The sequence below is a fragment of the Aeromonas rivipollensis genome, from assembly GCF_010974825.1.
GTDB classification, from domain to species: Bacteria; Pseudomonadota; Gammaproteobacteria; order Enterobacterales; family Aeromonadaceae; genus Aeromonas; species Aeromonas rivipollensis.
The window spans coordinates 21223-43031 of sequence record NZ_JAAILA010000029.1; the positions used below are offsets into that span (position 1 = coordinate 21223).

Consider the following 21809-nt stretch of genomic DNA (forward strand, 5'->3'; position numbering starts at 1 on the left):
ATCAACCTGCGGTTGCAGCTGAATGAGGATGAAGGACGACAGACTGACGTTGATGTTCATCTCACACCTTGATGTCTATCTGGGTGCCCAACATGTCGCTGGCGGTCTGGATCACCTTGGCGGAGGCGCCGGCATGCAGCTCGGCCACCTTGAGATTGACCAGCTCGTCCGTCACCTGTACTTGGTCGCCCGCCGGGGTGTTGAGGCGGGCGAGCTGCCCGGATGCCTGACCGGCCAGTTGCTCGGCCCGCTGGAATCCCTGTACGCCCGTGGTCATGGCAGAATCGATACGCATCGGCTCACTCCTTTCATGGTTGGCTGATTATCCACCACCTAGAGGCGTTATTGAAGCATGTCGCTCAAGGATCAGCCAATGAACTGTCGCAACAGGGTGATGAAAGGCTCCGGATGGGAGATGAAGGGGGCGTGGGAGGCCTTCTCCAGTACCAGGCTGCGGCTCGCAGGATAGCGCTCGTCCAGCAGCGGTATGGCCGCCTTGGGCACTAGGGAATCCAGCCTGCCATAGATGCGCAGCCAGGGCAGATCCAGGCCGGCCAACTCATCCCTCAAATCCACGTCGGCCAGCAGGCCGAGACCCGCCTCCAGCGCGGCAGGCTGGGGGGCCGGACGCTCCGCCAGCCAGTGGCGCAACTGGCGAATGTCGTTTCTGGCATGCTCGCTGCCCATGGCCTGGATCGCCAGGAAGCGCTCTATGGTCTGCATGAAGTCCCCCGCCAGCATCTGGTTGAACCCCGCCAGCACCTTGGGGGCAATCCCGGGCCAGTCTTCGCGGGCCATGAAGCAGGGGGAGCTGGCGACCGTGATGAGGGAGTGAAGCCACTCGGGCCGGGTCAGGGCCAGCTGGCTCGCCACCAGACCACCGAGGGACCAGCCGAGCAGATGGCATTTTTCCGGCAGGACTGTGGCGACCTGCTCCGCCAGCCAGGGCAAGGAGTAGTCACTCCCCTCGCCAAGGGGGCTGTTGCCAAACCCGGGCAAGTCCACCAGGTGCAGCCGATAGTGGGCCGCCAACTGCTGGGCAATGCCGTGCCAGACAGCACCATTCATGCCCCAGCCATGCAACAACACCAGGTCCTGACCCTGGCCAAACCGCTCAACCGATACGCTCATCTAGACTCAAGATCCCTGTTCATCTGCTTGGAGCCTGCATGTTAAAGCGGCTGCTCGCCAAAGCAAGTCCGATCCTCGGCAGCCGGTCAGACTGGCTCGGCCTCTGCCTGCTCTGTCGCCAGCCCTGTGATGACCAGCCTCTGTTGTGCAGCTGGTGTCAGCACTCCCTGCACCAGCCTTGCCGCAAATGCAGGCTGTGCGCGACCCCCTTGCCAGAGCACCATGCAGGAAACGAGCTGCTGTGCGGACGCTGCCAGCGCAGGCCGCCGCCCTGGGAGCGGCTGCAGGTGATAGGCGACTATCAGCTCCCCTACTCCCTGCTCATTCCCCGGCTGAAATACTCGGGCCAGATCCTGCTGGCGCCGCTGCTCGCCCGCCTGCTGGCCGACCATCTGGAGGGAGACGATCCCCCCGAGGCCATCATCCCGGTCCCCCTGCACTGGTGGCGCCAGTGGTGGCGCGGCTTCAATCAGGCGGAAGAGATTGGACTGGCCCTTGGCGCGATTACCGGCATTCCCTGCGACACCCGGCTGCTGCGCAGGATCAGGGCCACTCCACATCAAACCCGGCTCAGTGCCGGCCAGCGGCGGCGGAACCTGCGCGGCGCCTTTCAGGTAGCACCCCACAGCTATCGTCACGTGGCCCTGCTCGATGATGTGGTCACCACAGGCGCCACCGCCGGCCAGCTCAGCCGTTTACTCCGCAAAAGTGGCGTTGAGAAGGTGGAAGTGTGGGCACTTTGCCGCACACAGAGGCACATCAAATAGCCGGGGCGGCATGGAGAGGAGGAAAAAGCGGCCTGGCGTCTTGTCATGCGCTTGTTGCGCTCAGGGTCGCATAGGGTAGCCATCGACACGCTACCCAAGCCCCGCCAAGCGAGTTATCATGAATACCCTAGTCGTACACTCAGGTTTATGAGGATAGTGATGATCAGCATTTCCGACACCGCCCAGGCCCACTTCCGCAAGTTGCTGGAGAAGCAGCCTGATGGCACCAACATCCGGGTGTTTGTGGTCAATCCGGGAACCCAGAATGCCGAGTGCGGCGTATCCTATTGCCCACCCGACGCGGTCGATCCGGAAGATCAACACCTGCCCTTCAGCGGCTTCGACTGTCTGGTCGATCCCCTGAGCGCCCCTTACCTGGTCGATGCCACCATCGACTTCGTCACCGATCAGATGGGCTCCCAGCTCACCCTCAAGGCCCCCAACGCCAAGATGCGCAAGGTGGCCGACGATGCCCCCCTGGCCGATCGCATCGAATACGTGCTGATGTCAGAGGTGAACCCCATGCTGGCCGGTCACGGCGGCAAGGTGACCTTGATTGACATCACCGACGACAAGCTGGCGATTTTGCAGTTCGGTGGTGGTTGCAACGGCTGTTCACAGGTGGATTACACCCTGAAAGAGGGGATCGAGAAGCAGCTGCTGGAGAAGTTCCCGGGCGAGCTCAACGGCGTGAAAGATGCCACCGAGCACCAGCGTGGCGATCACTCCTACTATTGATTTGTCCTTTACGGCAAAGAAAAGGCCCCGCCAGCTGGCGGGGCCTTTTGCATTCTGCGGCGGGCAGATTACTCGTCCTTCTTGTCTCGCGACAGCAGGGCGATGGCTGCCTCTTTCGGGTTCTTGCCTTCGTACAGCACCTTGAAGATCTGCTCGCAGATGGGCATCTCGACGCCACAACGGGCCGCCAGCAGATGCACCTCCTTGGTGTTGCGATAGCCTTCCACCACCTGACCGATCTCGGTCATGGCGGTTTCCACCGACTTGCCGGCCCCGAGGGCCAGACCGAAGCGACGGTTGCGGGACTGGTTGTCGGTACAGGTCAGCACCAGATCCCCGAGCCCTGCCATTCCCATGAAGGTCTTGGCATCAGCACCCAGTGCGGCACCGAGGCGCTGCATCTCTACCAGGCCCCGGGTGATGAGCGCGGTTCTGGCGTTGGCGCCAAAACCCAACCCGTCGGAGAGACCGGCACCGATGGCGATGACGTTCTTGACCGCCCCGCCCAGTTGCAGACCGATGAAGTCCGGATTGGTATAGACCCGGAACGAGCGGCCGCAGTGCAGCAGTTGCGAGAGATCGTCGGCGAAGTCGTCGTGAGTCGATGCCACAGAGATGGCGGTCGGCAGGCCGGCGGCCAGCTCTCTCGCGAAAGTCGGACCGGAGATCACCGCCAGCGGGATAGTCTCCCCCAGCACGTCACGGGCCACGTCCTGCAGCAGGCGGCCGCTGTCCGGCTCCAGTCCCTTGGTGGCCCAGGCGATACGGGTATCCGGGCGCAGGAAGGGTTTGATTCGGGCCAGCACCTGACCGAACACATGGCTCGGCACCACCAGCAGCAACACGGGAGCGGCCTGCACCGCAGCTTGCAGATCGGCAGTCAGCTGCAGATCGGCGGGGAAAGGGACATCAGGCAGAAACGCCTTGTTGCAGCGATCTTGTTCCAGCTCGGCGACATGGGCGGGATCGTGACCCCACAGCAGGGTCGGATGGCCGTTGCGCGCCAGAGAAATGGCAAGGGCGGAGCCATAAGACCCCGCCCCCAAGACCGAGATTGCGATCTGGTCGGCCATTATCAGGCTTCCGCAGTCGCCTGCTGGGCCTGAACCTGTGCCATGTGCTGGGCAAACAGGGCGTCGAAGTTGACCGGTGCCAGGTTCAGCTGCGGGAAGGAACCCTTGCTCACCAGGTTGGCCACGGCTTCGCGGGCATAGGGGAACAGGATGTTCGGGCAGAAGGCGGCCAGGCAGTGTGCCAGCTGCGGCTCCGGCAGGTTGCCGATGGTGAAGATACCGGCCTGCTGCACTTCACACAGGAAGGCGGTCTCGGTTTCCAGCTTGCAGGTCACGGTCAGGGTCAGCACGACCTCGTACACGCCGTCAGCCAGGACATTGGTCTTGGTGTCCATGTCCAGCTTGACGTCCGGCTGCCACTCTTTCTGGAAGATGTGCGGAGTATTGGGGGCTTCGAAGGAGACATCCTTGGTGTAGACACGCTGGATGTGGAATTCCGGTTGCACTTCCTGATTGTTGATTTCGTCAGCCATTTCGTTTGATTCCTTTTTAAGACAATGAGTGGGCGCAGGCCCTTAAATCAGCGTTTTTTGGTCACCGGCAGATTATCTGCACGCCATTGGGCCATGCCACCGCTGAGCACATATACCTGTTTGAAACCGGCTTTGCTCAGTTGGCGACCCGCGCCACCAGCGGTCATCCCCGACTCGCACACCACTATGATGGGGGCATCTTTGTGCTTTTCAACCGGTCCCAGATTGTTCGCCTGGATCTGGGTGAGGGGCAGGTGATGGGCGCCGGCCAGATGACCCTTGGCAAACTCATCCTGACTGCGAATGTCCACCACGGTGGCATTTTCACGGTTGATCAGCAGGGTGGCGCCGTGATTGTTCACCGCCTTCACCGGAGAAAAACGAGCACGCACAGTGGTGTACACCAGGGTGCCTGCCAGGCCGAACCAGGCTGCTGCCAGCAGCGGGTTGCGGGCCGCAAAATCCAAATACTCTTGCATCTTCTACTATCCAGGGACCAAGACAAGGGCCCGAGTATACATGGGGGCCTTGATAAGATCAGCCATCTTGGCGGCAAAGCGAGAGCAAGCTCCCATCAGGGATTGCCCGCCCCCAAACCGGCTTGGGGACGGGGCAGCCACCTGCTTCGGGGGAGTGGCGCCAGGGGGAGAACCGTGCACCAAGACAAGCCGGCAACATGCCAAATACAGCCGGATAACAGGTAAAAACAGAGGTGGAAGAGGGACTTGGCTATCAGGTGACTATTTCGGCAGATGTAGTAATATTACGCTAGTTTCACTTCCCGCAATTCATTCCTATCCGAGAGGACATAGTCTTATGTCAACAGCTAAGAAACCTTTGGTTCTGGTCATCATGGACGGTTGGGGCTACAGCACCAAGCAAGAGCACAACGCCGTTGCCGCCGCCAAGACCCCGAACCTGGACCGCCTGGCCCGTGACTACACCAGCACCCTGATCTCCGGCTCCGGCCTGGATGTGGGTCTGCCGGACGGCCAGATGGGCAACTCCGAAGTGGGCCACGTCAACATCGGCGCCGGTCGCATCGTCTATCAGGAGCTGACCCGCATCTCCAAAGACATCCAGGACGGCGACTTCTTCCAGAACGTCGAGCTGGGCAAGGCTGTTGACGCTGCCGTGACCAAGGGCAAGGCCGTGCACATCATGGGTCTGATGTCCCCGGGTGGCGTACACAGCCACGAAGAGCACATCATGGGCATGATCGAGATGGCCGCCAAGCGTGGCGCCGAGAAGATCTACTTCCACGCCTTCCTGGATGGCCGCGACGTGCCGCCACGCTCCGCCCAATCCTCCATCGAGCAGTTCGACGCCTTGTTCGCCCGCCTGGGCAAGGGTCGTTTCGCCTCCATGATCGGCCGTTACTTCGCCATGGACCGTGACAACCGCTGGGATCGCGTGCAGCAAGCCTATGACCTGATGACCCAGGGCAAGGGCGAGTTCACCGCCGACAACGCCACCGACGCCCTGGCTGCCGCCTATGCCCGTGAGGAGAACGACGAGTTCGTCAAGGCCACCCGCATCGGCGACGCCGCCCCTATGATCGACGGCGATGCGCTGATCTTCATGAACTTCCGTGCCGACCGCGCCCGCGAGATCACCCGCGCCTTCGTCGACAGCGACTTCACCGGCTTCGCCCGTGCCGCCACCCCGGCGCTGAACTTCGTGATGCTGACCGAGTACGCGGCCGACATCAAGACCGCCTGCGCCTACCCGCCCACCGCCCTGGTCAACACCCTGGGCGAGTGGCTGGCCAAGCAGGGCAAGACCCAGCTGCGCATCTCCGAGACCGAGAAGTACGCTCACGTCACCTTCTTCTTCAACGGTGGCGAAGAAGATTGCTTCACCGGTGAAGACCGCGAGATCGTCGCCAGCCCGAAAGTGGCCACCTATGACCTGCAGCCGGAGATGAGCTCCGAAGAGCTGACCGACAAGCTGGTCGGCGCCATCAAGAGCGGCAAGTACGACGTCATCATCTGCAACTACCCGAACGGCGACATGGTTGGTCACACCGGCGTGTTCGATGCGGCCGTCAAGGCCTGCGAAGCCGTTGACCACTGCATAGGTCGCGTCACCGAGGCCCTGGCGGAAGTGGGTGGCGAGTGCCTGATCACCGCCGACCACGGCAACGCCGAGAAGATGCTGGACGAAGAGACCGGTCAGGCCCACACCGCCCACACCAATCTGCCGGTTCCCCTCATCTATTTCGGTCGCAAGGCCGAGGTACTGGAAGGCGGCAAACTGTCCGATCTGGCCCCGACCATGCTGACCCTTATGGGTCTTCCTGTGCCGCCGGAAATGACTGGCAAGCCCCTGATGATTCTGAAATAATCCTGCCCCATGCGGGGATGCGAAGTTATTTCACAGAAAACCAGTCGCGTCGGCCTGTTGGCCGGCGCGCTGTTTTTTTGCCTGGTCGGCGGCGCTGGCACGGCCCAGGCTGCGAACCAGCAGCTGGGGGCCATGCAGTCCGAGATAAAGGAACAGCAGAAGACCCTCAAGCTCAGCAAGCAGGAGCTTGCCAAGCTCAACACCCAGCTCAAGGCTGACGAGCAGGCCATCTCGGCCGCCGCCGCCAAGCTGGATCAGACCCGGCTGCAACTGAAGCAGAACCAGCAGAAGCTGGCCGACCTGCAGCAGGACAAGCTGGCGCTGGAACAACAAGCCAAACACCAGAAACAGTTGCTGGCCAAGCAGGCGGAAAGCGCCTTCCAGGCGGGCAACCACGACTACCTCAAACTGCTGCTCAACCAGCAGGATCCGGCCAAGCTGAGCCGCTCTCTCGATTACTACGACTATCTCAACAAGGCTCGCATCGAGGCCATAGACGCCCTGCGCGCCACCCGCAACAAGCTGGCGAAAAACCAGCTGGCCACCAAAGAGACCGAGACCAGGCTGCAGACCCTGCTGAGTGAACAGCAGGAGCATCACCAGAGCCTGCTGGCCAGCCAGCAGAGCCGTGCCAAGGTGCGCAACCAGTTGCAGCAATCGGTGCAAAACGACGAGCAGAAGCTCACCAAGCTGGTCAAGGCGGAGAAGGCCCTGAAGGCCAGGCTGGAAGAGTTGCGTCGCCAGCAGGAAGAGAAGGAACGCCGCGAGCGGGCCGAGCGGGAGCGCCTCGCCAAGATCAAGGCCGAGCAGGAGCGCCAGCGCCGCCTGGAAGCCCAGCGCCTGGCCGCCGAGCAGAAGCGGATTGCGGAGCAACAGCGGATCGCGGCCCAGCAGCAGAAGGCGGGCGAACAGCAACGGCTCGCCGCCGAGCAGCAGAGGGTCACCGAACAGCAGAACCGGGTGGCGAAGCAACAAGCCGCCGCGCGCAGCAGCAGCACCAAGGCCAGTGGCGGCTACAACGGCCTCAGCACCAACGGCAGCCTGCGCTGGCCGGTACAGGGGCCCATCCTCATCTCCTACGGTTCGCCGCGCACCGCCGAGCTCAAGTGGAAGGGCACCCTGATAGGCGCAAGCGAGGGTACCCAGGTCAAGGCGGTGGCGCCGGGCCAGGTGGTCTATGCGGACTGGCTGGACGGCTTCGGCATGCTGCTGGTCATCGATCATGGGAAGGGCTATATGAGCCTCTACGGTCACAATCAGTCGCTGCTGCGCCAGGTAGGCCAGAGCGTGGAGCAGGGTGAACCCGTGGCCCTGGTCGGCGACAGCGGCGGCCAGGACAGACCCGGCCTCTACTTCGAGATCCGTTACCAGGGCGAAGCCATCAACCCGACCAAGTGGCTGGCCAGACGCTAAGCCCACCTTGGCGGGGCCCTCAACCCGGCCCACGACAGCTGGCCAGATGCTAAGCCCACCTTGGCGAGGCCCTCAACCCGGCCCACGACAGCTGGCCAGATGCAAAGCCCACCCTTGGCGAGGCCAACAACCCGGTCAACGACAGCTGGTCAGACGCTGAGCCAGCGCCCCCTCATCTCCAGCCCTTCTCCCACGAGGGGAGAAGGGAGCGAACGGCGGCATACCCTCACAACTCCCCCAGCAAAAAGCCTGCATCACGCAGGCTTTTTGCTTTGCGGGGGAAGAGCCGCACCGCCCGTCCTGGTTGATGAAAACTTACATCGTTTTCCCCGTCTCAGGGGAAGACGACCAGGCCTATCTGCTCCAGCAGGGTCTGCTGCTGCTCCTCGTTTATCTGCACCCCGTCCAGGTTGACCCGGCGCAGATCCAGCCCGGGCAGATCGCACTGGCGCAGATCGCAGCCCTGCAGGTTGAAGCTGGTCCAGTCGATCTGCCCAAACTCGGAGCCGCTGAGATCGGATCCCGCCAGCGAGGCCCCCAGCAGGCTGGCCCCCTGCCAGCGGTTACCGCCGAGTTCGCACTTCTCCAGCAGGCAGCCGTCGAAGTTGGCGTAGCTGAAATTGTTTCCCGTAAGATGGGCCTCGCAGAAGTAGCTCTTGGCGGTGATCTGGTTGGCGAAGCTGGCGTGGCCGAAGTTGATGCCGACCGCCTGACAGTCGCGCATCTCCAGCCCCAGACACTGGCTGCGGCTGCAATCCGCCAGGGTGAGATCGCAGCGCAGAAAGCTCGCCTCCCGCAGGTCGCAGCCTTGCAACAGGCAGCCCCGCTCACTCTCCCGATCGTAGAAGCTGCAATCGACGAAGCGGCTATCGCTCAGATCCAGCCAGGAGAAGTTGCAGTCGATAAAGCGGCACTCCGAGAACTGCTCCCCCTCCACATCCTGCTGCTCGAACCTTTTCCCCTCGAAACACTTGCCCTTGATCATCCCCAGCCTCTCCTGTGATGGCGTCATATGCTGACTTTGTTGCGCAAAAACGGTAATGTTACCTGTAACATTCTTTGCCGGATCCCGAGATGAACGACACCCGCAAGCGCCGCCCCACACTGCAGGACATCGCCGACCTGACCGGGGTCACCAAGATGACGGTCAGCCGCTACCTGCGTGACCCGTCCGCCGTGGCCGAAGGTACCCGTGAGCGGATCGCCGCGGCGGTGGAGGAACTCGGCTACATCCCGAACCGGGCGCCGGACATGCTCTCCAACGCCACCAGCAAGGCGATCGGCATACTGATCCCCTCCCTCTCCAACCAGGTCTTCTCGGCGGTGATCCACGGCATAGAGGCGGTGACCCGGCCCGCCGGCTACCAGACCCTGCTCGCCCACTATGGCTACAGCCCGGAGCGGGAGGAGGAGCAGGTTGCCTCCCTGCTCTCCTACAACGTGGATGGCCTCATCCTCTCGGACACCCAGCACACAGAGCGCACCCGCAAGATGATCGCCACCGCCGGCATTCCCGTGGTGGAGACCATGGATCTGCCGCTCTCCCCCATCGACATGGTGGTCGGCATGGATCACCGCGCCGCCGCCCGGGCCATGGTAACAGAGATGCTGCGCCGGGGACGGCGCAAGGTGGTCTACCTGGGGGCGCGCCTCGATGTGCGCACCCAGCTGCGGATGGAGGGCTACTACCAGGCGATGGCGGACTTCGGCCTGGATGGCCAGCACCTGCTGACCGAACAGTCCTCCAGCTTCACCCTGGGCGGCGAGCTGCTGGAGCAGGCCATGGCCCGCTACCCCGACCTCGACGGCCTGTTCTGCACCAACGACGACGTGGCGGTCGGTGCCCTGCTGCAGTGCCAGGCCAAGTGGATACCCGTGCCCCAGCAGATTGCCATCGCCGGCTGCAACGCCCTCGACATAGGCCACGCCATGACCCCCAAGCTGGCCAGCATCAGCACCCCCCGCGAGGCCATAGGTCGCGAGGCGGCCGCCATGCTGCTGGCCCGGCTCAATGGGCAACCCCAGGCCGAGCACCGCAAGGACATGGGCTTCTCCCTCTATGAGGGGGAGAGCCTGGGCTGATCCCGCCCCTTCACACCCACCCGGCGCCACTTTGGCGCCTGTGACCGCCATGATGGCGCGTCCTCCCGGGATCCTTCCCTGCTCACTGACTTATGCTGGCGCAGCTTGTCCCACATTCAGGAGCAGAAGATGAATCACACCGAAAGATTGAAGACCTGCCTGCAGCGCGTTATCTGCGATCCCGGCTTCACCCTGGCCGAGCTCGACACCTGGTTCAGCCCCGACTATTGCCAGCAGGTGAATGGCGAGACCCTCGACTACGCCGCCTTTCGCCAGCATATTGCCGCCTTGAGAGGCCATCTGGCCGAGGCCGCCATCGAGTTTGTCGCCACCCTGGAGCTGGGGCAGCGGGTACATTCCACCCATCTGGTTCGAGCCACCCGCCAGGATGGCGGCACCCTGGTCTGCAAGGTGAGCGGCCTCTTCACCTTTCGCGATGGCCGGCTCTGCCACACCGAGGAGGTCACCTGCCTGCTGGCGGGGGGCAAGGAGGACGCAGACATAGGCTCAAGGCGCTGAGCCCTGGCCCTGCCCCCGCGCCAGGGCCGCCGAGAAGGCCTCGGGATCCTCATAGCCGAGGATCCCGGCAATCTCGGCAGGCGCCATTCCCTGGTGTTGCAACTGACGGGCCCGCCCCATCAGCACCCGCTCCCGCCACTGGCGGAAACTGCACCCCAGCTGCCGGGCAAAGAGGCGATTGAGGGTGCGCACCGAGGCGCCGCAGTCACGGGCCAGCGCCTCCAGCGTCACCTTGATGGAGGGGGCCTGGCACAGCTTCTCCAGCACCCGCAGCAGGCGCGGATCCAGATCCGCTGCCAGGGGGAGCTGCCCCGCCAGCGGAGCGGCGAGTCCCAGCTCGTGGTGAAGCACCCCCAGATAGGCGTCCCGCATCTCTCCCTCCCCCAGCTCAAGCAGGCGGGCGAAGAGACCCGCCAGCATGGGGCTCACCTGCAGCTGGCTGAAAGTGGTGCATGCCGGTTGCGGGCTGTAGAGCAGCGAGAGCCGGGAGTGGCGCAACACGCGAAACTCGTGGGCCCAGCCGGCGGGGATCAGGCAGAGCTGGCCGGCCACCAGCAAGCCGCCCCCGTCATTACCTGTGATGACGCCGCCGCCCTGGTGCAGGTAGCAGTATTGGGCCTGGGGGTGGCAGTGCAGGGCGGTGAGATGCCCCAGCGGGTAGGAGTGGTGAAGAAAGCTCATAAGGGGCGGCAGCGTGAGGAACCGACCCCGACCTTAAGACAGCCGGCGGCTCCATGCAAATGGCTTTCCGGCCTCCCGGGGCCGCAAAAACGACAGGCCACCCGAGGGTGGCCTGTTCAATTTATCTAAACGATGGGCGCTTAGCGTTTAACCATTTCAACCGCTTCGCGGGAGAGGCGGGTCACCTCCTCCCAGTTGCCGCTCTTGACCGCATCGGCGGGCAGCATCCAGGAGCCGCCGACCGTGGCCACGCACTTGAGCGCCAGGTAGTCGGCCACGTTTTTCGGGCCTATGCCGCCGGTGGGGCAGAATTTCACCTGGGGCAGGGGCGCGGCTATGGCGGCCAGCGCCTTGGTGCCGCCGTTGGCCTCGGCCGGGAAGAATTTCAGGTGGTCGTAGCCCGCTTCCAGCGCCTGCATCACCTCGGACGGTGTCGCCACCCCCGGGATCAGCGGTGCCGTGCTCTTGGCCGCGTGGGCCAGCAGGGCCGGAGTCATCCCCGGGGAGATGACGAAGCGGGCACCGGCGGCCACGGCGGCGTCAAACTGCGCGCAGTTGAGCACTGTACCGGCACCGACCATGGCATCCGGCATCGCCTTGGCGATCAGGGCGATGGCGTCGAGGGCCACCGGGGTGCGCAGGGTGATCTCGAACACAGAGATGCCGCCATCCAGCAGCGCCTTGGCCATCGGCAGGGCCTGCTCCAAGTCGTTGATGACCATCACGGGTACCAGCGGAGAGGCGGCAAACACCTCGGCAGGGGTCACTTTCCAGTTCTGCATAACTCTTCCTCAGTCAAAGATGGTGGCGCCGCACTCGGCGCTCGATACCGCGCGACGCATCACGCTGAACAGTTCACGGCCCCACCCCTCTTGTTCCAGGGTGAGGTCGATGTCGGCCTGGGTGCGGCCGCTCAAATCGGTCAGGCAGTCGAGGCGGCCGCTGTCGGCGTCCACCCGCAGCAGATCGCCATCCTGTAACAGGCCTATGGCCCCGCCGTGCAGCGCTTCCGGGGTGACGTGGATGGCGGCCGGGATCTTGCCGGAGGCGCCGGAGAGGCGACCATCGGTGACCAGGGCCACCTTGTGACCGGCCTTCTGCAGGTTGCCGAGCACCGGCATCAGCTTGTGCAGCTCCGGCATGCCGTTGGCGGCAGGGCCATTGTGGCGCACTACTATGACGGCGTCCTGATTGAGCTCACCGGCCTTGTAGGCCGCCTCCACAGCGTGCTGGGAGGAGAAGACCCGGGCTGGCGCTTCAATCACCCTGTATTCGGGGGCGACCGCCGAGACCTTGACCACGGCGCGGCCCAGGTTGCCGGAAAGCAGCTTGGTGCCGCCTGTGGCCTGGAACACGCTGCCAGCAACGGACAGCACGCTCGGATCCGTGCTCTCCCCCACCGGCTGCCACACCAGCTTGCCATCCACCAGCGCGGGGCGGCTGAGGTAATCCTGCATCTCGCCAAACACAGGGGTGGCATCCAGGTGGATCAGGTCCGCCTCGGCCAGACGGCGCATCAGGCCGGGCACGGCGCCCGCCTGCTCGAAGGCATTCACGTCCGCCGGGCCGTTCGGGTACATGCGAACCAAGAGCGGCACCACGTCGGAGAGATCGCTCAAGTCATCCCAGGTCAACTCCAGGCCAGCGGCGCGGGCCAGCGCCACCATGTGGATGCTGTGGTTGGTGCTGCCGCCGGAGGCGAGCAGGGCCACCAGGCCGTTGACCAGGGCGCGCTCGTCCAGCACCTGGCTCAAGGGGCGGTAGGCCGGGGAGCCCGGGATCATGGCGCTGATGCGGCGAGCCGCCTCGCACGTCAGGGCCTGGCGCAACTCGCTGTGGGGGTGCACGAAGGCGGAGCCCGGCAGCATCAGGCCCATGGCCTCGAACACCAGCTGGTTGGTATTGGCGGTGCCATAGAAGGTGCAGGTGCCGGCCGAATGGTAGGCGCCGCACTCCATCTTCAGCAGGGCATCGCGGCCCACTTCACCGGCGGCGTACTGCTGGCGCACCTTCACCTTCTCGTCGTTGCCTATGCCGCTCGCCATGGGGCCGGCGGGCACGAAGGCGGTGGGCAGGTGCGCATGGGAGAGGGCCCCCATGATCTGGCCCGGGGCTATCTTGTCACAGATGCCGAGCAGCAGGGTGGCGTCGAAGGTGTTGTGGGAGAGGGAAACCGCGGTGGCCTGTGCGATGAGATCCCGGGAGAAGAGGGACATGTCCATCCCCGGCTGGCCCTGGGTCACGCCGTCGCACATGGCGGGCACGCCGCCGGCGACCTGGGCGCTGTGGCCCAGCTCGGCCAGCGCACCCTTGATGATGTCCGGATAGCCCTGATAGGGCTGATGGGCGCTCAGCATGTCGTTGTAGGCGGTGACTATGGCCACGTTGGCGCGGGTCATGTCGAGGATGCGCCCCTTGTCGTCACAGCTGGAGGCGGCCACGGCGTGGGCCAGGTTGCCACAGGAGAGGGAGGCGCGGGTCTTGCCCTGCTCGGTCTGGCGCTGGATGCGGGCCAGAAAGGCCTGACGGCGAGCGACACTGCGCTCGCGGATGCGGCGGGTCACTTCGGTGATCACGGGATGGGTCATAGGATTGTCTCCAACACGGAAATACGGACGCGATCGACAAAGGCCAGGATCGCGAAATGGCTCATTGCACCTGCGCCAGGGCGGTGACGGCGCGGTCAACCACCTGCTCGAAGGTGCCATCTATGTCGACGCGAAACACACCGGCCTCGCCATCCGGCCGCTCCAGGGTCTCAAACTGACTTTTTACCATGCCTTCCCGCATGAAGTGGCCCTTGCGTGCCCGCATCCGGTCGAGAATGAGGGACTGGCTGCCGTCCAGAAACAGGAAGTGCACCGATTCGTTGCCCTCGCGGATCTGGTCGCGGTACTGCTTCTTGAGGGCCGAGCAGACGATGACGCCCAGCTCGTTCTTCTGCTCCAGGCTGTAGGCCGCATCGCGGATCCGCTCCAGCCAGGGTGCCCTGTCTTCGTCGTTGAGAGGGTTGCCGCCCGCCATCTTCTGGATGTTGGCGCGGGGGTGCAGATCATCACCGTCGATGAACTTGGCGCCCAGGGCGCTGGCCACCTTGAGGCCTATGCTGGACTTGCCACTGCCACACACACCCATCACGATAATGCTCTTGCCCGCCATTATTTGACCTCTCTCTCACTTTTCAAAAAACGTTTACCTGATGGGTTCTAAGTTAGCACGTTACCGGTAACATGTTACCGGTAACGTTGCGCAATGTGAAGTGGAGCACAGAAATGTGCAGAACAACTACTAGAACCATTTGAGGACATTTTATGGACGGAGCGATGAACACACCCGATGTCGCCTACCTGCTCTCGGTAGCCGCTGGCGCTATCGTCATGCTGCTGGTGCTGATCATGCGATTCAAGGTACATGCCTTCGTGGCATTGACCCTGGTCAGCATGCTGACGGCCCTGGCCACCGGGGTCACCTATGACCAGGTGATCCCCACCATGCTGACCGGTTTCGGCGGCACCCTGGCCTCGGTCGCGCTGCTGGTCGGCCTCGGTGCCATGATAGGCAGGATCCTGGAGATGACGGGGGGCGCCAAGGTGCTTGCCGACACCCTGATCAACCGCTTCGGCTCCCACCGCGCTCCCTTCGCGCTGGGGATCGCCTCCCTGCTGTTCGGCTTCCCTATCTTCTTCGATGCCGGCCTCATCGTCATGCTGCCCATCATCTTCAGCGTGGCCAAGCAGTTCGGCGGCTCAGTCCTCAAATATGCCCTGCCCTCCGCCGGTGCCTTCGCGGTGATGCACGCCTTCCTGCCACCCCACCCGGGCCCGGTGGCCGCCAGCGAACTGCTGGGTGCCAACATAGGGCTGCTCACCATAGTGGGTCTGCTGGTTGCGCTGCCGACCTGGTATCTGGGTGCCTATCTGTTCGGGCTCTGGTCCGGCAAGAAGTTTGAACTGCCCCTGCCCCCGAGCTTCACCGAGACCGCAGAGCGACTCTCCGACCAGGCGCCGAGCTTTGGCCAGGTGCTCTCCATCCTGCTGCTGCCGCTGGTGCTCATCTTCATGGATACCGGCCTCAACACCCTGAGCGTCATGGGGGTAATCGACAAGGGTGCCGACTGGGTGAACGTGCTGCGCATGGTCGGCAAGACCCCGGTGGCCCTGCTCATCACAGTGCTCTATGCCCTCTGGCTGTTCCGTCAGACCCAGGGCAAGGTGCAGCTCGAGAAGTTCTGCAACGACGCCCTGGCTCCCGTCTGCGCCGTCATCCTGGTGACGGGTGCCGGTGGCATGTTCGGCGGCGTGCTGCGGGCCAGCGGCATCGGCACAGCCCTGGCTGACGTGCTCTCCGACACCGGCATGCCGGTGATCCTGGCTGCCTTCCTGGTCTCTACCGCACTGCGGGTGGCCCAGGGCTCGGCCACGGTAGCCCTGACCACCACGGCCGCCCTGATGGCGCCGACGGTCGCGGCCACGGCCGGGCTGAGCGATCTGGACCTGACCTTCATCGTCATCGCCATCGCCGGTGGGGCGACCGTGCTCTCCCACTTCAACGATTCCGGTTTCTGGCTGGTCAGCCGCTTCCTCAACATGGACGAGAAGACCACCCTCAAGACCTGGACAGTGATGGAGACACTGCTCGGTACCATCGCCTTCCTCATCGTTGCCATGGCAAGCATCGTCTTCTAACTCCCCCATATCGGGGCCCCGTCCGGCGGCCCCGATATGGCGTTCCATCGACATTTTTACGGATTCTTGCTTGGGCCCATCGCCGCAGGTTGCTAGAATTGCCTATTCATCGCCCCGAGTGGAACGCTTCATCCCGTGATTTCAGGCTTCTCTATGCATTCATCGGCACATTATCGACAGTTGCTGGCACGTTTACCCCAGATCGCGGTTGCCGCAGATCAGTTCCAGGTACTCAACAGCGCCAAAGATTTCAAGAGCCGTATCCTCTCGCTCATCGCCAACGCGACCCAGCGTATCTATCTGATCGCCCTCTACCTGCAGGATGACGAGGCGGGACGGGAAATCCTCTCCGCCCTCTACGCCGCCAAGCAGCGCAACCTCGCCCTCGACATCAAGGTCTTCGTCGACTTCCACCGCGCCCAGCGCGGCCTGATCGGCAAGGGCAAACAGGGGGGCAACCACCTGATGTATCAGGCCATGGCCGCCCGCCATGAACACCAGATCGAGATCTACGGCGTGCCGGTCAAGGGCCGCGAGCTGCTCGGCGTCCTGCACCTCAAGGGCTTCATCTTCGACGACATCCTGCTCTACTCGGGTGCCAGCCTCAACGACATCTACCTGCACCAGCAGGAGCGCTATCGCTTCGATCGCTATCACCAGATCCACAGCCAGGCGCTGACCCGCAGCATGGTCAACTACGTGGATGACGTCTTCCTCAAGAGCGAGGCCGTGCAGCGGCTGGATCGCACCGGCATCCCGGGCGCCAAGCAGCTCAAGGGGCAGATCCGCCGCTTCAAGCACAACCTGCGCACCAGCCAGTACAGATTCGAGAGCATACCGGCCAACAGCCAGGAGATCGCCATTACCCCCATGGTGGGCCTGGGCAAGCGCGGCAACCAGCTCAACCGGATGATCCGCAACCTGGTGCGGGCCACCGAGCGGGAGATCTTCATCTGCACCCCTTACTTCAACCCCCCCAAGGAGTTGAACAAGGACGTGGAAGCCCTGCTCAAGCGCGGCTGCAAGGTGACCATAGTGGTGGGCGACAAGACAGCCAACGACTTCTTCATCCCGCCGGAGGAGAAATTCTCCACCATAGGCGGCCTGCCCTATCTCTACGAGACCAACCTGCGCAAGTTTGCCGAGCGCAACCAGCACCACATCGACAGCGGCCGTCTCAACCTGATGCTCTGGTGTTGCGACAAGCACTCCTATCATCTCAAGGGGATCTTCGTGGACGAGGAGTGGGCGCTGCTTACCGGCAACAACCTCAATCCCCGCGCCTGGGCCCTGGATCTGGAGAACGGCCTGCTGGTCCATGACCGCCACCACCACCTGCGCGTGCGCTTCCAGGAGGAGCGCGAGAACATACTGGCTCACACCCGTCGCATCAGCCACTTCGATCAGATAGAGCAGATCAAGGATTACCCCGAGCAGGTGCGCAAGCTGCTTGCCAGGATCCACAGGGTCAGGGCCCACATACTGCTCAAGCGGATCATCTAGGCCTTATCCGCCTCCCCTGTCTGCCCCTCCAAAGGCCTGCCGTGTTAGGCAGGCCTTTGTCCTAAGTGCCCTCTCACCCAGCCTGGAAGCCCTCTGCCCCTGCAACGCGGCTTGCATCGAGACAGCAACAACCCCTATCATCTGGACATATTTACAGTGTTTTCGGGCATCTAATTGATGAAATTGGATAAAATTCCTCTCGACAGCCTCAAGGGCGTCGGCAGCAAGATGCTGGAGAAGCTCGAGCGGCTGGGGCTGGCCACGGTACAGGATCTGCTGTTCCACCTCCCCCTGCGCTACGAGGACCGCACCCAGGTGTGGCCCATCGGCGATCTGCCGCCCGGGCTGCACGGCGCCGTCGAGGGCGAAATCCAGGATACCCAGCTGGTCATGGGCCGCCGCCGCATGCTGGTGTGCCGCATCAGCGACGGTACCGGCAGCCTGACCCTGCGTTTCTTCAATTTCACCGCCGCCCAGAAGAACAGCCTGGCCCAGGGCCGGTTGATCCGCTGCTTCGGCGAGGCCCGTCCCGGCAAATACGGGCTGGAGATGGCCCACCCCGAGTACAAGCTGCTCGGCGAGGAGCAGGCTGGCCAGACCGAAGAGGCGCTCACCCCCGTCTACCCGACCACCGAAGGGCTGCGCCAGCTCAGCCTGCGCAGCCTCACGGATCAGGCGCTGGCCCAGCTCGATCTCTACGGGGTGGAGGAGCTGCTGCCCGCCGGTCTCTACCCCCAGCAGATAGACCTCGCCGCCGCCCTGCGTCTGCTGCACCGTCCGCCCCCCTCGGTGGCGCTGGCCCTGCTGGAGAGCGGCCAGCACCCGGCCCAGCAGCGACTGGTGCTGGAAGAACTGCTGGCCCACAACCTGTCGGTGCTGAAAGTCCGCGCTCAGGCGCAGACCCAGCTGGCCCGCACCCTCAAGCCTGCACCGGCTCTGGTGGAAAAGCTGCTAAGCGCCCTGCCGTTCAAGCCGACCGGGGCCCAGAACCGGGTGGTGGCGGAGATCAGCCAGGATCTGCAACGCAGCCATCCCATGATGCGGCTGGTGCAGGGGGACGTGGGCTCAGGCAAGACGCTGGTCGCGGCCTTGGCGGCGCTGCAAGCCATAGGCAACGGCTGCCAAGTGGGGCTGATGGCGCCGACCGAACTGCTGGCCGAACAGCACGCCATCAACTTCGCCAACTGGCTGGAACCCCTCGGCATCAAGGTGGGCTGGCTGGCGGGCAAGCAGAAGGGCAAGGCGCGGGAGGAGGCGCTGGCCGCCATCGCCGACGGCAGCGTCAAGATGGTGGTGGGCACCCACGCCATCTTCCAGGAGCAGGTGGTGTTCCAGCGCCTGGCCCTGGTGATCATCGACGAACAGCACAGGTTCGGGGTGCACCAGCGCCTCGCCCTGCGCGAAAAAGGGGAGCGGGAAGGGGTCCATCCCCATCAACTGATCATGACCGCCACCCCCATTCCCCGCACCCTGGCGATGACAGCCTATGCCGACCTCGACACCTCCGTCATCGACGAGCTGCCACCCGGCCGCACTCCCATCACCACTGTCGCCCTGCCGGACAGTCGCCGTCAGGATGTGATCGAGCGGGTGAAACTCGCCTGCACCGAGGGCAAGCAGGCCTACTGGGTCTGCACCCTGATCGAGGAGTCCGAGGTGCTGGAGTGCCAGGCCGCCGAAGACACGGCCGCCGAGCTGCAAGCCAGACTGCCCGGTTTGCACATAGGCCTGGTCCATGGCCGGATGCGCCCGGTCGAGAAGCAGCGGGTGATGGAGGAGTTCAAGGCGGGCATATTGCAGCTGCTGGTCGCCACCACCGTCATCGAGGTGGGGGTAGACGTGCCCAATGCCAGCCTGATGATCATCGAGAACCCGGAACGGCTGGGGCTGGCCCAGTTGCACCAGCTGCGCGGCCGGGTCGGCCGGGGCTCGGTGGCCTCCCATTGCGTGCTGCTCTACCATGCCCCCCTCTCCAAGACGGCCCAGAGCCGGCTCGGGGTGCTGCGGGAGACCAACGACGGCTTCCTGATCGCCCAGCGGGATCTCGAGCTGCGCGGCCCGGGGGAACTGCTCGGCACCCGCCAGACCGGGTTGGCGGATCTCAAGATCGCCGATCTGGTGCGCGATCAGTCGCTCATTCCTCAGGTGCAGAAGATGGCGCGCTTCTTGATGGACAAGCATCCGAGCCATGTCGACCCCCTGATCCGCCGCTGGCTGGGCCTGCGGGATCACTATTCCAATGCCTGACCTGCGGGATCACGCTGCCAACGCCTGATCACTCAACCAATACAGGAGGAAAGCGCTTATGAATTCCTGGCTACGCGCCCTGCTCTATCTGTTTGCCTTCCTGCTGCTGTTCGTCTGGGTCGGCCTCGGCCTGTTCGACGCCGAGCGTGCCAAGGGCCCCATCGCCAGCTGGATCAGCCAGCAGACCGGCGTGCCTGTCACCATAGGGCGACTGGTGTTCAACCCGCTTCACCCCTACACCCTGCTGGCGGAGCAGGTGCAATATGGGGATGCGGTGCAGCTGGAGAAGATCTATCTGGAGATAGACAACATCGACTGGCTGAACCGGGACGTACGCATCGCCCACCTGGATCTCATCCGCCCCGTCATCAAGCTGCCTCTGCCGAACCAGCTGCCGACCCTGCCGGTGCACTCCCTCACCATCAGCGACAGCACCATAGACAACCTGAGCCTGCTGAGCCCGGAGCTGACCCTGCGCGGCCTGAGCGCCACCCTGAGCGACTGGGAGCTGATCGATCCTAAACGCCAGCCCCAGGCCAACCTCAGCCTCGGCATCAACCAGCTGGAGACGCCGCAGCTCACCCTGGCCCGCCTCAGCCTCAAGGGGCGACTGGAGGGGCAGGTGCTGAGCACCGACAAGCTGACCACCAATCTGTTCGACGGTCTGCTGGAAACCGGCATGGTGCTGAACTGGCCGGATCGCAGCCTGCAACTGCACACCTTGAAGACCCGTGGCATGCGGGTCGAACTGGGGGACATCCCCCCTGGCGAGTTCCCCCTGCGCCGCATCACCCTGGATCGGGGCCAGCTCGATCGGGTCAGCGTCAACACCATAGAGCAGGAGCTCTCCCTCAACAACTTCAGCGGTCAGCTCACCGCCTTCGACTGGCAGGCAGGCAGTCAGCCAAGCGGCTATCTCTCCGGCACCCTGTCAGATCTCGGCCGCGGCCTGTTCCAGCTGGAAGCCATCGAGGGCAAGCTAGCCTTCTCCCCCGGGCAGATCGATGCCGAGTTGCAGGGCAAGGCATACGACGGGGAGTTCAATGTCGAGCTTGCCCTCGACACTCAACAGCAAAAGCTGACCCTCAAGGACCTGGCCCTGAGCGGCATGGACATCAGCCTGCCGGAAGGGTGGTGGCAGGAGTGGCAGGGCTGGCGCCCGCAGCAGATCGAGGTGCGCAAGCTGGCCTTCGACAAGCTCAAGGTGCTCTCCTTCGACGACACCCTGCCCCTCTCCCTGACCGGCTGGCAGCTCTATCTGAGCGATCTCAGCCTGAAGGGCAACCAGCCGGACCCGCTGCTGGGCCGGGCCAGCATCGAGAGCAAGTGGTTCGAGCTGGTGTGGGACGGCTTGAGTGCCCGCAACGGCGAGCTGGACGCGGAGCTGACCCCCGGCGCCTGGCAGCTCAACAGCCTCAGCAGCGAACTGCCGGATGAGGGCTCCCTCAGCCTGAGCGGCCAATGGGGCAAGGTGCCCGGGCAGGAGAGCCGCCTGCAACTGCAGGGCAAGCAGCTGGATCTGGAGAAATGGGGCGAACTGCTCCATGCCCCCGTCTCGCTGGCGGGCAAGGTGGATCTGGAGACGGATCTGCAGGCAGATCTGGCCCCTCAGCCGGAGCAGGCCACCGGCAACTGGCGCCGCACCCTGCAGGGCAGCCTGAGCCTGGAGGCAAGGGATCCCTTCTGGGACAAGGTTGGGATAGACCCTCTGCTGGACAACTGGTTCAAGGAGGCGACCCCGCCCACCCTGACCCCCGAGTCCCTGTGGCAGGCGATGCAACAGGGGGATACCCCCTTCTACCACATCAAGCTGAAGGCCAGGGCCGAGCAGGGCAAGCTGCAGATCGAGCAGGGCGGGGCCTCCACCATCACCCACCTGCTGGCGCTGCAGGGCGGGGTCGATCTCGCCAGCGACCAGTGGCAGCTGGATCTCGGCGTGCTGAACAAGCGGCGCTGCGCCGAGCTGCTGGCACTCTGGCGTGGCCCCCTTGAGAGCCCGACCCTGGAATGGCGCTTCCCGACCGGGGAAGCCACTTGCGACTGGGAAACAGGCGTACGCTACCCGGCCCAGGGGCGCAGCGGCCCGCTCCGGCGACCCCAGACGCCCCCCGCCACCGCGGCGCAATGACGAACAAGGCCTCATCATGAGGC

Annotated in this window: 20 protein-coding genes; 10 read left to right on the plus strand and 10 right to left on the minus strand. The window is 64.0% G+C overall.

Annotated elements, in window-relative coordinates:
* Positions 1-61: 61 nt before the first annotated feature.
* Positions 62-295 (minus strand): flagellar biosynthesis protein FlgE, encoded by a 234-nt coding sequence (locus tag G4923_RS16780; RefSeq protein ID WP_163137740.1) that lies wholly within the window; start codon positions 293-295, stop codon positions 62-64.
* Between the two features lie 71 nt (positions 296-366).
* On the minus strand, positions 367-1131 hold the full coding sequence (bioH, locus tag G4923_RS16785) for a pimeloyl-ACP methyl ester esterase BioH (protein WP_163137741.1): 765 nt from the start codon (positions 1129-1131) through the stop codon (positions 367-369).
* 38 nt (positions 1132-1169) lie between these two features.
* Here bioH and G4923_RS16790 point away from each other — a divergent pair, with 38 nt between their 5' ends.
* Together G4923_RS16790 and nfuA are read left to right on the plus strand one after the other, a co-directional pair.
* Positions 1170-1898 carry a ComF family protein gene (locus G4923_RS16790; protein ID WP_163137742.1) on the plus strand — a complete coding sequence of 243 codons (729 nt, stop codon included), beginning with the start codon at positions 1170-1172 and terminating at the stop codon, positions 1896-1898.
* A gap of 159 nt (positions 1899-2057) precedes the next feature.
* On the plus strand, positions 2058-2636 hold the full coding sequence (gene nfuA, locus G4923_RS16795) for a Fe-S biogenesis protein NfuA (RefSeq protein ID WP_033129997.1): 579 nt from the start codon (positions 2058-2060) through the stop codon (positions 2634-2636).
* 68 nt (positions 2637-2704) lie between these two features.
* Here nfuA and gpsA read toward each other — a convergent pair whose 3' ends face one another.
* Genes gpsA through G4923_RS16810 form a run of 3 tightly spaced genes read right to left on the minus strand, consistent with a single transcriptional unit; the run spans position 2705 to position 4661 of the window.
* A complete protein-coding gene (gpsA, locus tag G4923_RS16800) occupies positions 2705-3709 on the minus strand; it encodes an NAD(P)H-dependent glycerol-3-phosphate dehydrogenase (RefSeq protein WP_106885240.1) in 1005 nt (334 codons plus the stop codon).
* A gap of 2 nt (positions 3710-3711) precedes the next feature.
* Complete coding sequence (secB, locus tag G4923_RS16805) at positions 3712-4182, minus strand: protein-export chaperone SecB (protein ID WP_005328525.1); 471 nt, start codon at positions 4180-4182, stop codon at positions 3712-3714.
* 47 nt (positions 4183-4229) lie between these two features.
* Complete coding sequence (locus tag G4923_RS16810) at positions 4230-4661, minus strand: rhodanese-like domain-containing protein (RefSeq protein WP_106885241.1); 432 nt, start codon at positions 4659-4661, stop codon at positions 4230-4232.
* 337 nt (positions 4662-4998) lie between these two features.
* On the opposite strand from G4923_RS16810, the gene gpmM reads away from it, so the two are divergent.
* Together gpmM and G4923_RS16820 are read left to right on the plus strand one after the other, a co-directional pair.
* Positions 4999-6528: a 2,3-bisphosphoglycerate-independent phosphoglycerate mutase gene (gene gpmM, locus G4923_RS16815; protein ID WP_106885242.1), complete on the plus strand. Its 1530-nt coding sequence runs from the start codon at positions 4999-5001 to the stop codon at positions 6526-6528.
* Positions 6529-6537: 9 nt separating this feature from the next.
* Positions 6538-7941, plus strand: coding sequence for a peptidoglycan DD-metalloendopeptidase family protein (locus G4923_RS16820; protein WP_163137743.1), 1404 nt, complete (start codon positions 6538-6540; stop codon positions 7939-7941).
* A 334-nt stretch (positions 7942-8275) separates the two neighbouring features.
* Here G4923_RS16820 and G4923_RS16825 read toward each other — a convergent pair whose 3' ends face one another.
* Positions 8276-8926 carry a Qnr family pentapeptide repeat protein gene (locus G4923_RS16825; protein WP_163137744.1) on the minus strand — a complete coding sequence of 217 codons (651 nt, stop codon included), beginning with the start codon at positions 8924-8926 and terminating at the stop codon, positions 8276-8278.
* Positions 8927-9015: 89 nt separating this feature from the next.
* Here G4923_RS16825 and G4923_RS16830 point away from each other — a divergent pair, with 89 nt between their 5' ends.
* Both G4923_RS16830 and G4923_RS16835 read left to right on the plus strand, forming a co-directional pair.
* On the plus strand, positions 9016-10023 hold the full coding sequence (locus tag G4923_RS16830) for a substrate-binding domain-containing protein (protein WP_106885245.1): 1008 nt from the start codon (positions 9016-9018) through the stop codon (positions 10021-10023).
* 129 nt (positions 10024-10152) lie between these two features.
* A complete protein-coding gene (locus G4923_RS16835; protein ID WP_163137745.1) occupies positions 10153-10542 on the plus strand; it encodes a nuclear transport factor 2 family protein in 390 nt (129 codons plus the stop codon).
* On the opposite strand, the gene G4923_RS16840 is transcribed toward G4923_RS16835, so the two are convergent.
* The 4 genes from G4923_RS16840 to G4923_RS16855 all read right to left on the minus strand — a co-directional run bounded on the left by G4923_RS16840 (position 10531) and on the right by G4923_RS16855 (position 14382).
* The gene (locus G4923_RS16840) at positions 10531-11223 is read right to left on the minus strand and encodes a helix-turn-helix domain-containing protein (protein ID WP_163137746.1); all 693 of its coding nucleotides are present in this window, start codon (positions 11221-11223) and stop codon (positions 10531-10533) included. The genes G4923_RS16835 and G4923_RS16840 overlap by 12 nt on opposite strands.
* Positions 11224-11363: 140 nt before the next feature.
* Positions 11364-12005 (minus strand): bifunctional 4-hydroxy-2-oxoglutarate aldolase/2-dehydro-3-deoxy-phosphogluconate aldolase, encoded by a 642-nt coding sequence (locus tag G4923_RS16845; protein WP_111911614.1) that lies wholly within the window; start codon positions 12003-12005, stop codon positions 11364-11366.
* Positions 12006-12014: 9 nt separating this feature from the next.
* Positions 12015-13811, minus strand: a complete 1797-nt coding sequence (gene edd / locus G4923_RS16850; protein WP_163137747.1) for a phosphogluconate dehydratase — start codon at positions 13809-13811, stop codon at positions 12015-12017.
* Between the two features lie 61 nt (positions 13812-13872).
* Positions 13873-14382, minus strand: coding sequence for a gluconokinase (locus G4923_RS16855; protein WP_025325364.1), 510 nt, complete (start codon positions 14380-14382; stop codon positions 13873-13875).
* Between the two features lie 164 nt (positions 14383-14546).
* Between G4923_RS16855 and G4923_RS16860 the strand changes: the two genes are divergently transcribed.
* The 4 genes from G4923_RS16860 (at position 14547) to G4923_RS16875 (ending at position 21786) form a co-directional block, all read left to right on the plus strand.
* Positions 14547-15908 carry a GntP family permease gene (locus G4923_RS16860; RefSeq protein WP_201035283.1) on the plus strand — a complete coding sequence of 454 codons (1362 nt, stop codon included), beginning with the start codon at positions 14547-14549 and terminating at the stop codon, positions 15906-15908.
* A 153-nt stretch (positions 15909-16061) separates the two neighbouring features.
* Positions 16062-17411 (plus strand): CDP-diacylglycerol--serine O-phosphatidyltransferase, encoded by a 1350-nt coding sequence (pssA, locus tag G4923_RS16865; RefSeq protein ID WP_163137748.1) that lies wholly within the window; start codon positions 16062-16064, stop codon positions 17409-17411.
* 177 nt (positions 17412-17588) lie between these two features.
* Positions 17589-19658, plus strand: coding sequence for an ATP-dependent DNA helicase RecG (recG, locus tag G4923_RS16870; protein WP_163137749.1), 2070 nt, complete (start codon positions 17589-17591; stop codon positions 19656-19658).
* Positions 19659-19716: 58 nt separating this feature from the next.
* Positions 19717-21786 (plus strand): AsmA family protein, encoded by a 2070-nt coding sequence (locus tag G4923_RS16875; protein WP_163137750.1) that lies wholly within the window; start codon positions 19717-19719, stop codon positions 21784-21786.
* Positions 21787-21809 lie beyond the last annotated feature (23 nt).

What these genes read in the sequence shown, in the direction of transcription:
- G4923_RS16780 (WP_163137740.1), bottom strand. Translation starts at nt 295, where the DNA reads ATGCGTATCGATTCTGCCATGACCACGGGCGTACAGGGATTCCAGCGG.
- bioH (WP_163137741.1), bottom strand. Translation starts at nt 1,131, where the DNA reads ATGAGCGTATCGGTTGAGCGGTTTGGCCAGGGTCAGGACCTGGTGTTG.
- G4923_RS16790 (WP_163137742.1), top strand. Translation starts at nt 1,170, where the DNA reads ATGTTAAAGCGGCTGCTCGCCAAAGCAAGTCCGATCCTCGGCAGCCGG.
- nfuA (WP_033129997.1), top strand. Translation starts at nt 2,058, where the DNA reads ATGATCAGCATTTCCGACACCGCCCAGGCCCACTTCCGCAAGTTGCTG.
- gpsA (WP_106885240.1), bottom strand. Translation starts at nt 3,709, where the DNA reads ATGGCCGACCAGATCGCAATCTCGGTCTTGGGGGCGGGGTCTTATGGC.
- secB (WP_005328525.1), bottom strand. Translation starts at nt 4,182, where the DNA reads ATGGCTGACGAAATCAACAATCAGGAAGTGCAACCGGAATTCCACATC.
- G4923_RS16810 (WP_106885241.1), bottom strand. Translation starts at nt 4,661, where the DNA reads ATGCAAGAGTATTTGGATTTTGCGGCCCGCAACCCGCTGCTGGCAGCA.
- gpmM (WP_106885242.1), top strand. Translation starts at nt 4,999, where the DNA reads ATGTCAACAGCTAAGAAACCTTTGGTTCTGGTCATCATGGACGGTTGG.
- G4923_RS16820 (WP_163137743.1), top strand. Translation starts at nt 6,538, where the DNA reads ATGCGGGGATGCGAAGTTATTTCACAGAAAACCAGTCGCGTCGGCCTG.
- G4923_RS16825 (WP_163137744.1), bottom strand. Translation starts at nt 8,926, where the DNA reads ATGATCAAGGGCAAGTGTTTCGAGGGGAAAAGGTTCGAGCAGCAGGAT.
- G4923_RS16830 (WP_106885245.1), top strand. Translation starts at nt 9,016, where the DNA reads ATGAACGACACCCGCAAGCGCCGCCCCACACTGCAGGACATCGCCGAC.
- G4923_RS16835 (WP_163137745.1), top strand. Translation starts at nt 10,153, where the DNA reads ATGAATCACACCGAAAGATTGAAGACCTGCCTGCAGCGCGTTATCTGC.
- G4923_RS16840 (WP_163137746.1), bottom strand. Translation starts at nt 11,223, where the DNA reads ATGAGCTTTCTTCACCACTCCTACCCGCTGGGGCATCTCACCGCCCTG.
- G4923_RS16845 (WP_111911614.1), bottom strand. Translation starts at nt 12,005, where the DNA reads ATGCAGAACTGGAAAGTGACCCCTGCCGAGGTGTTTGCCGCCTCTCCG.
- edd (WP_163137747.1), bottom strand. Translation starts at nt 13,811, where the DNA reads ATGACCCATCCCGTGATCACCGAAGTGACCCGCCGCATCCGCGAGCGC.
- G4923_RS16855 (WP_025325364.1), bottom strand. Translation starts at nt 14,382, where the DNA reads ATGGCGGGCAAGAGCATTATCGTGATGGGTGTGTGTGGCAGTGGCAAG.
- G4923_RS16860 (WP_201035283.1), top strand. Translation starts at nt 14,547, where the DNA reads ATGAACACACCCGATGTCGCCTACCTGCTCTCGGTAGCCGCTGGCGCT.
- pssA (WP_163137748.1), top strand. Translation starts at nt 16,062, where the DNA reads ATGCATTCATCGGCACATTATCGACAGTTGCTGGCACGTTTACCCCAG.
- recG (WP_163137749.1), top strand. Translation starts at nt 17,589, where the DNA reads ATGAAATTGGATAAAATTCCTCTCGACAGCCTCAAGGGCGTCGGCAGC.
- G4923_RS16875 (WP_163137750.1), top strand. Translation starts at nt 19,717, where the DNA reads ATGAATTCCTGGCTACGCGCCCTGCTCTATCTGTTTGCCTTCCTGCTG.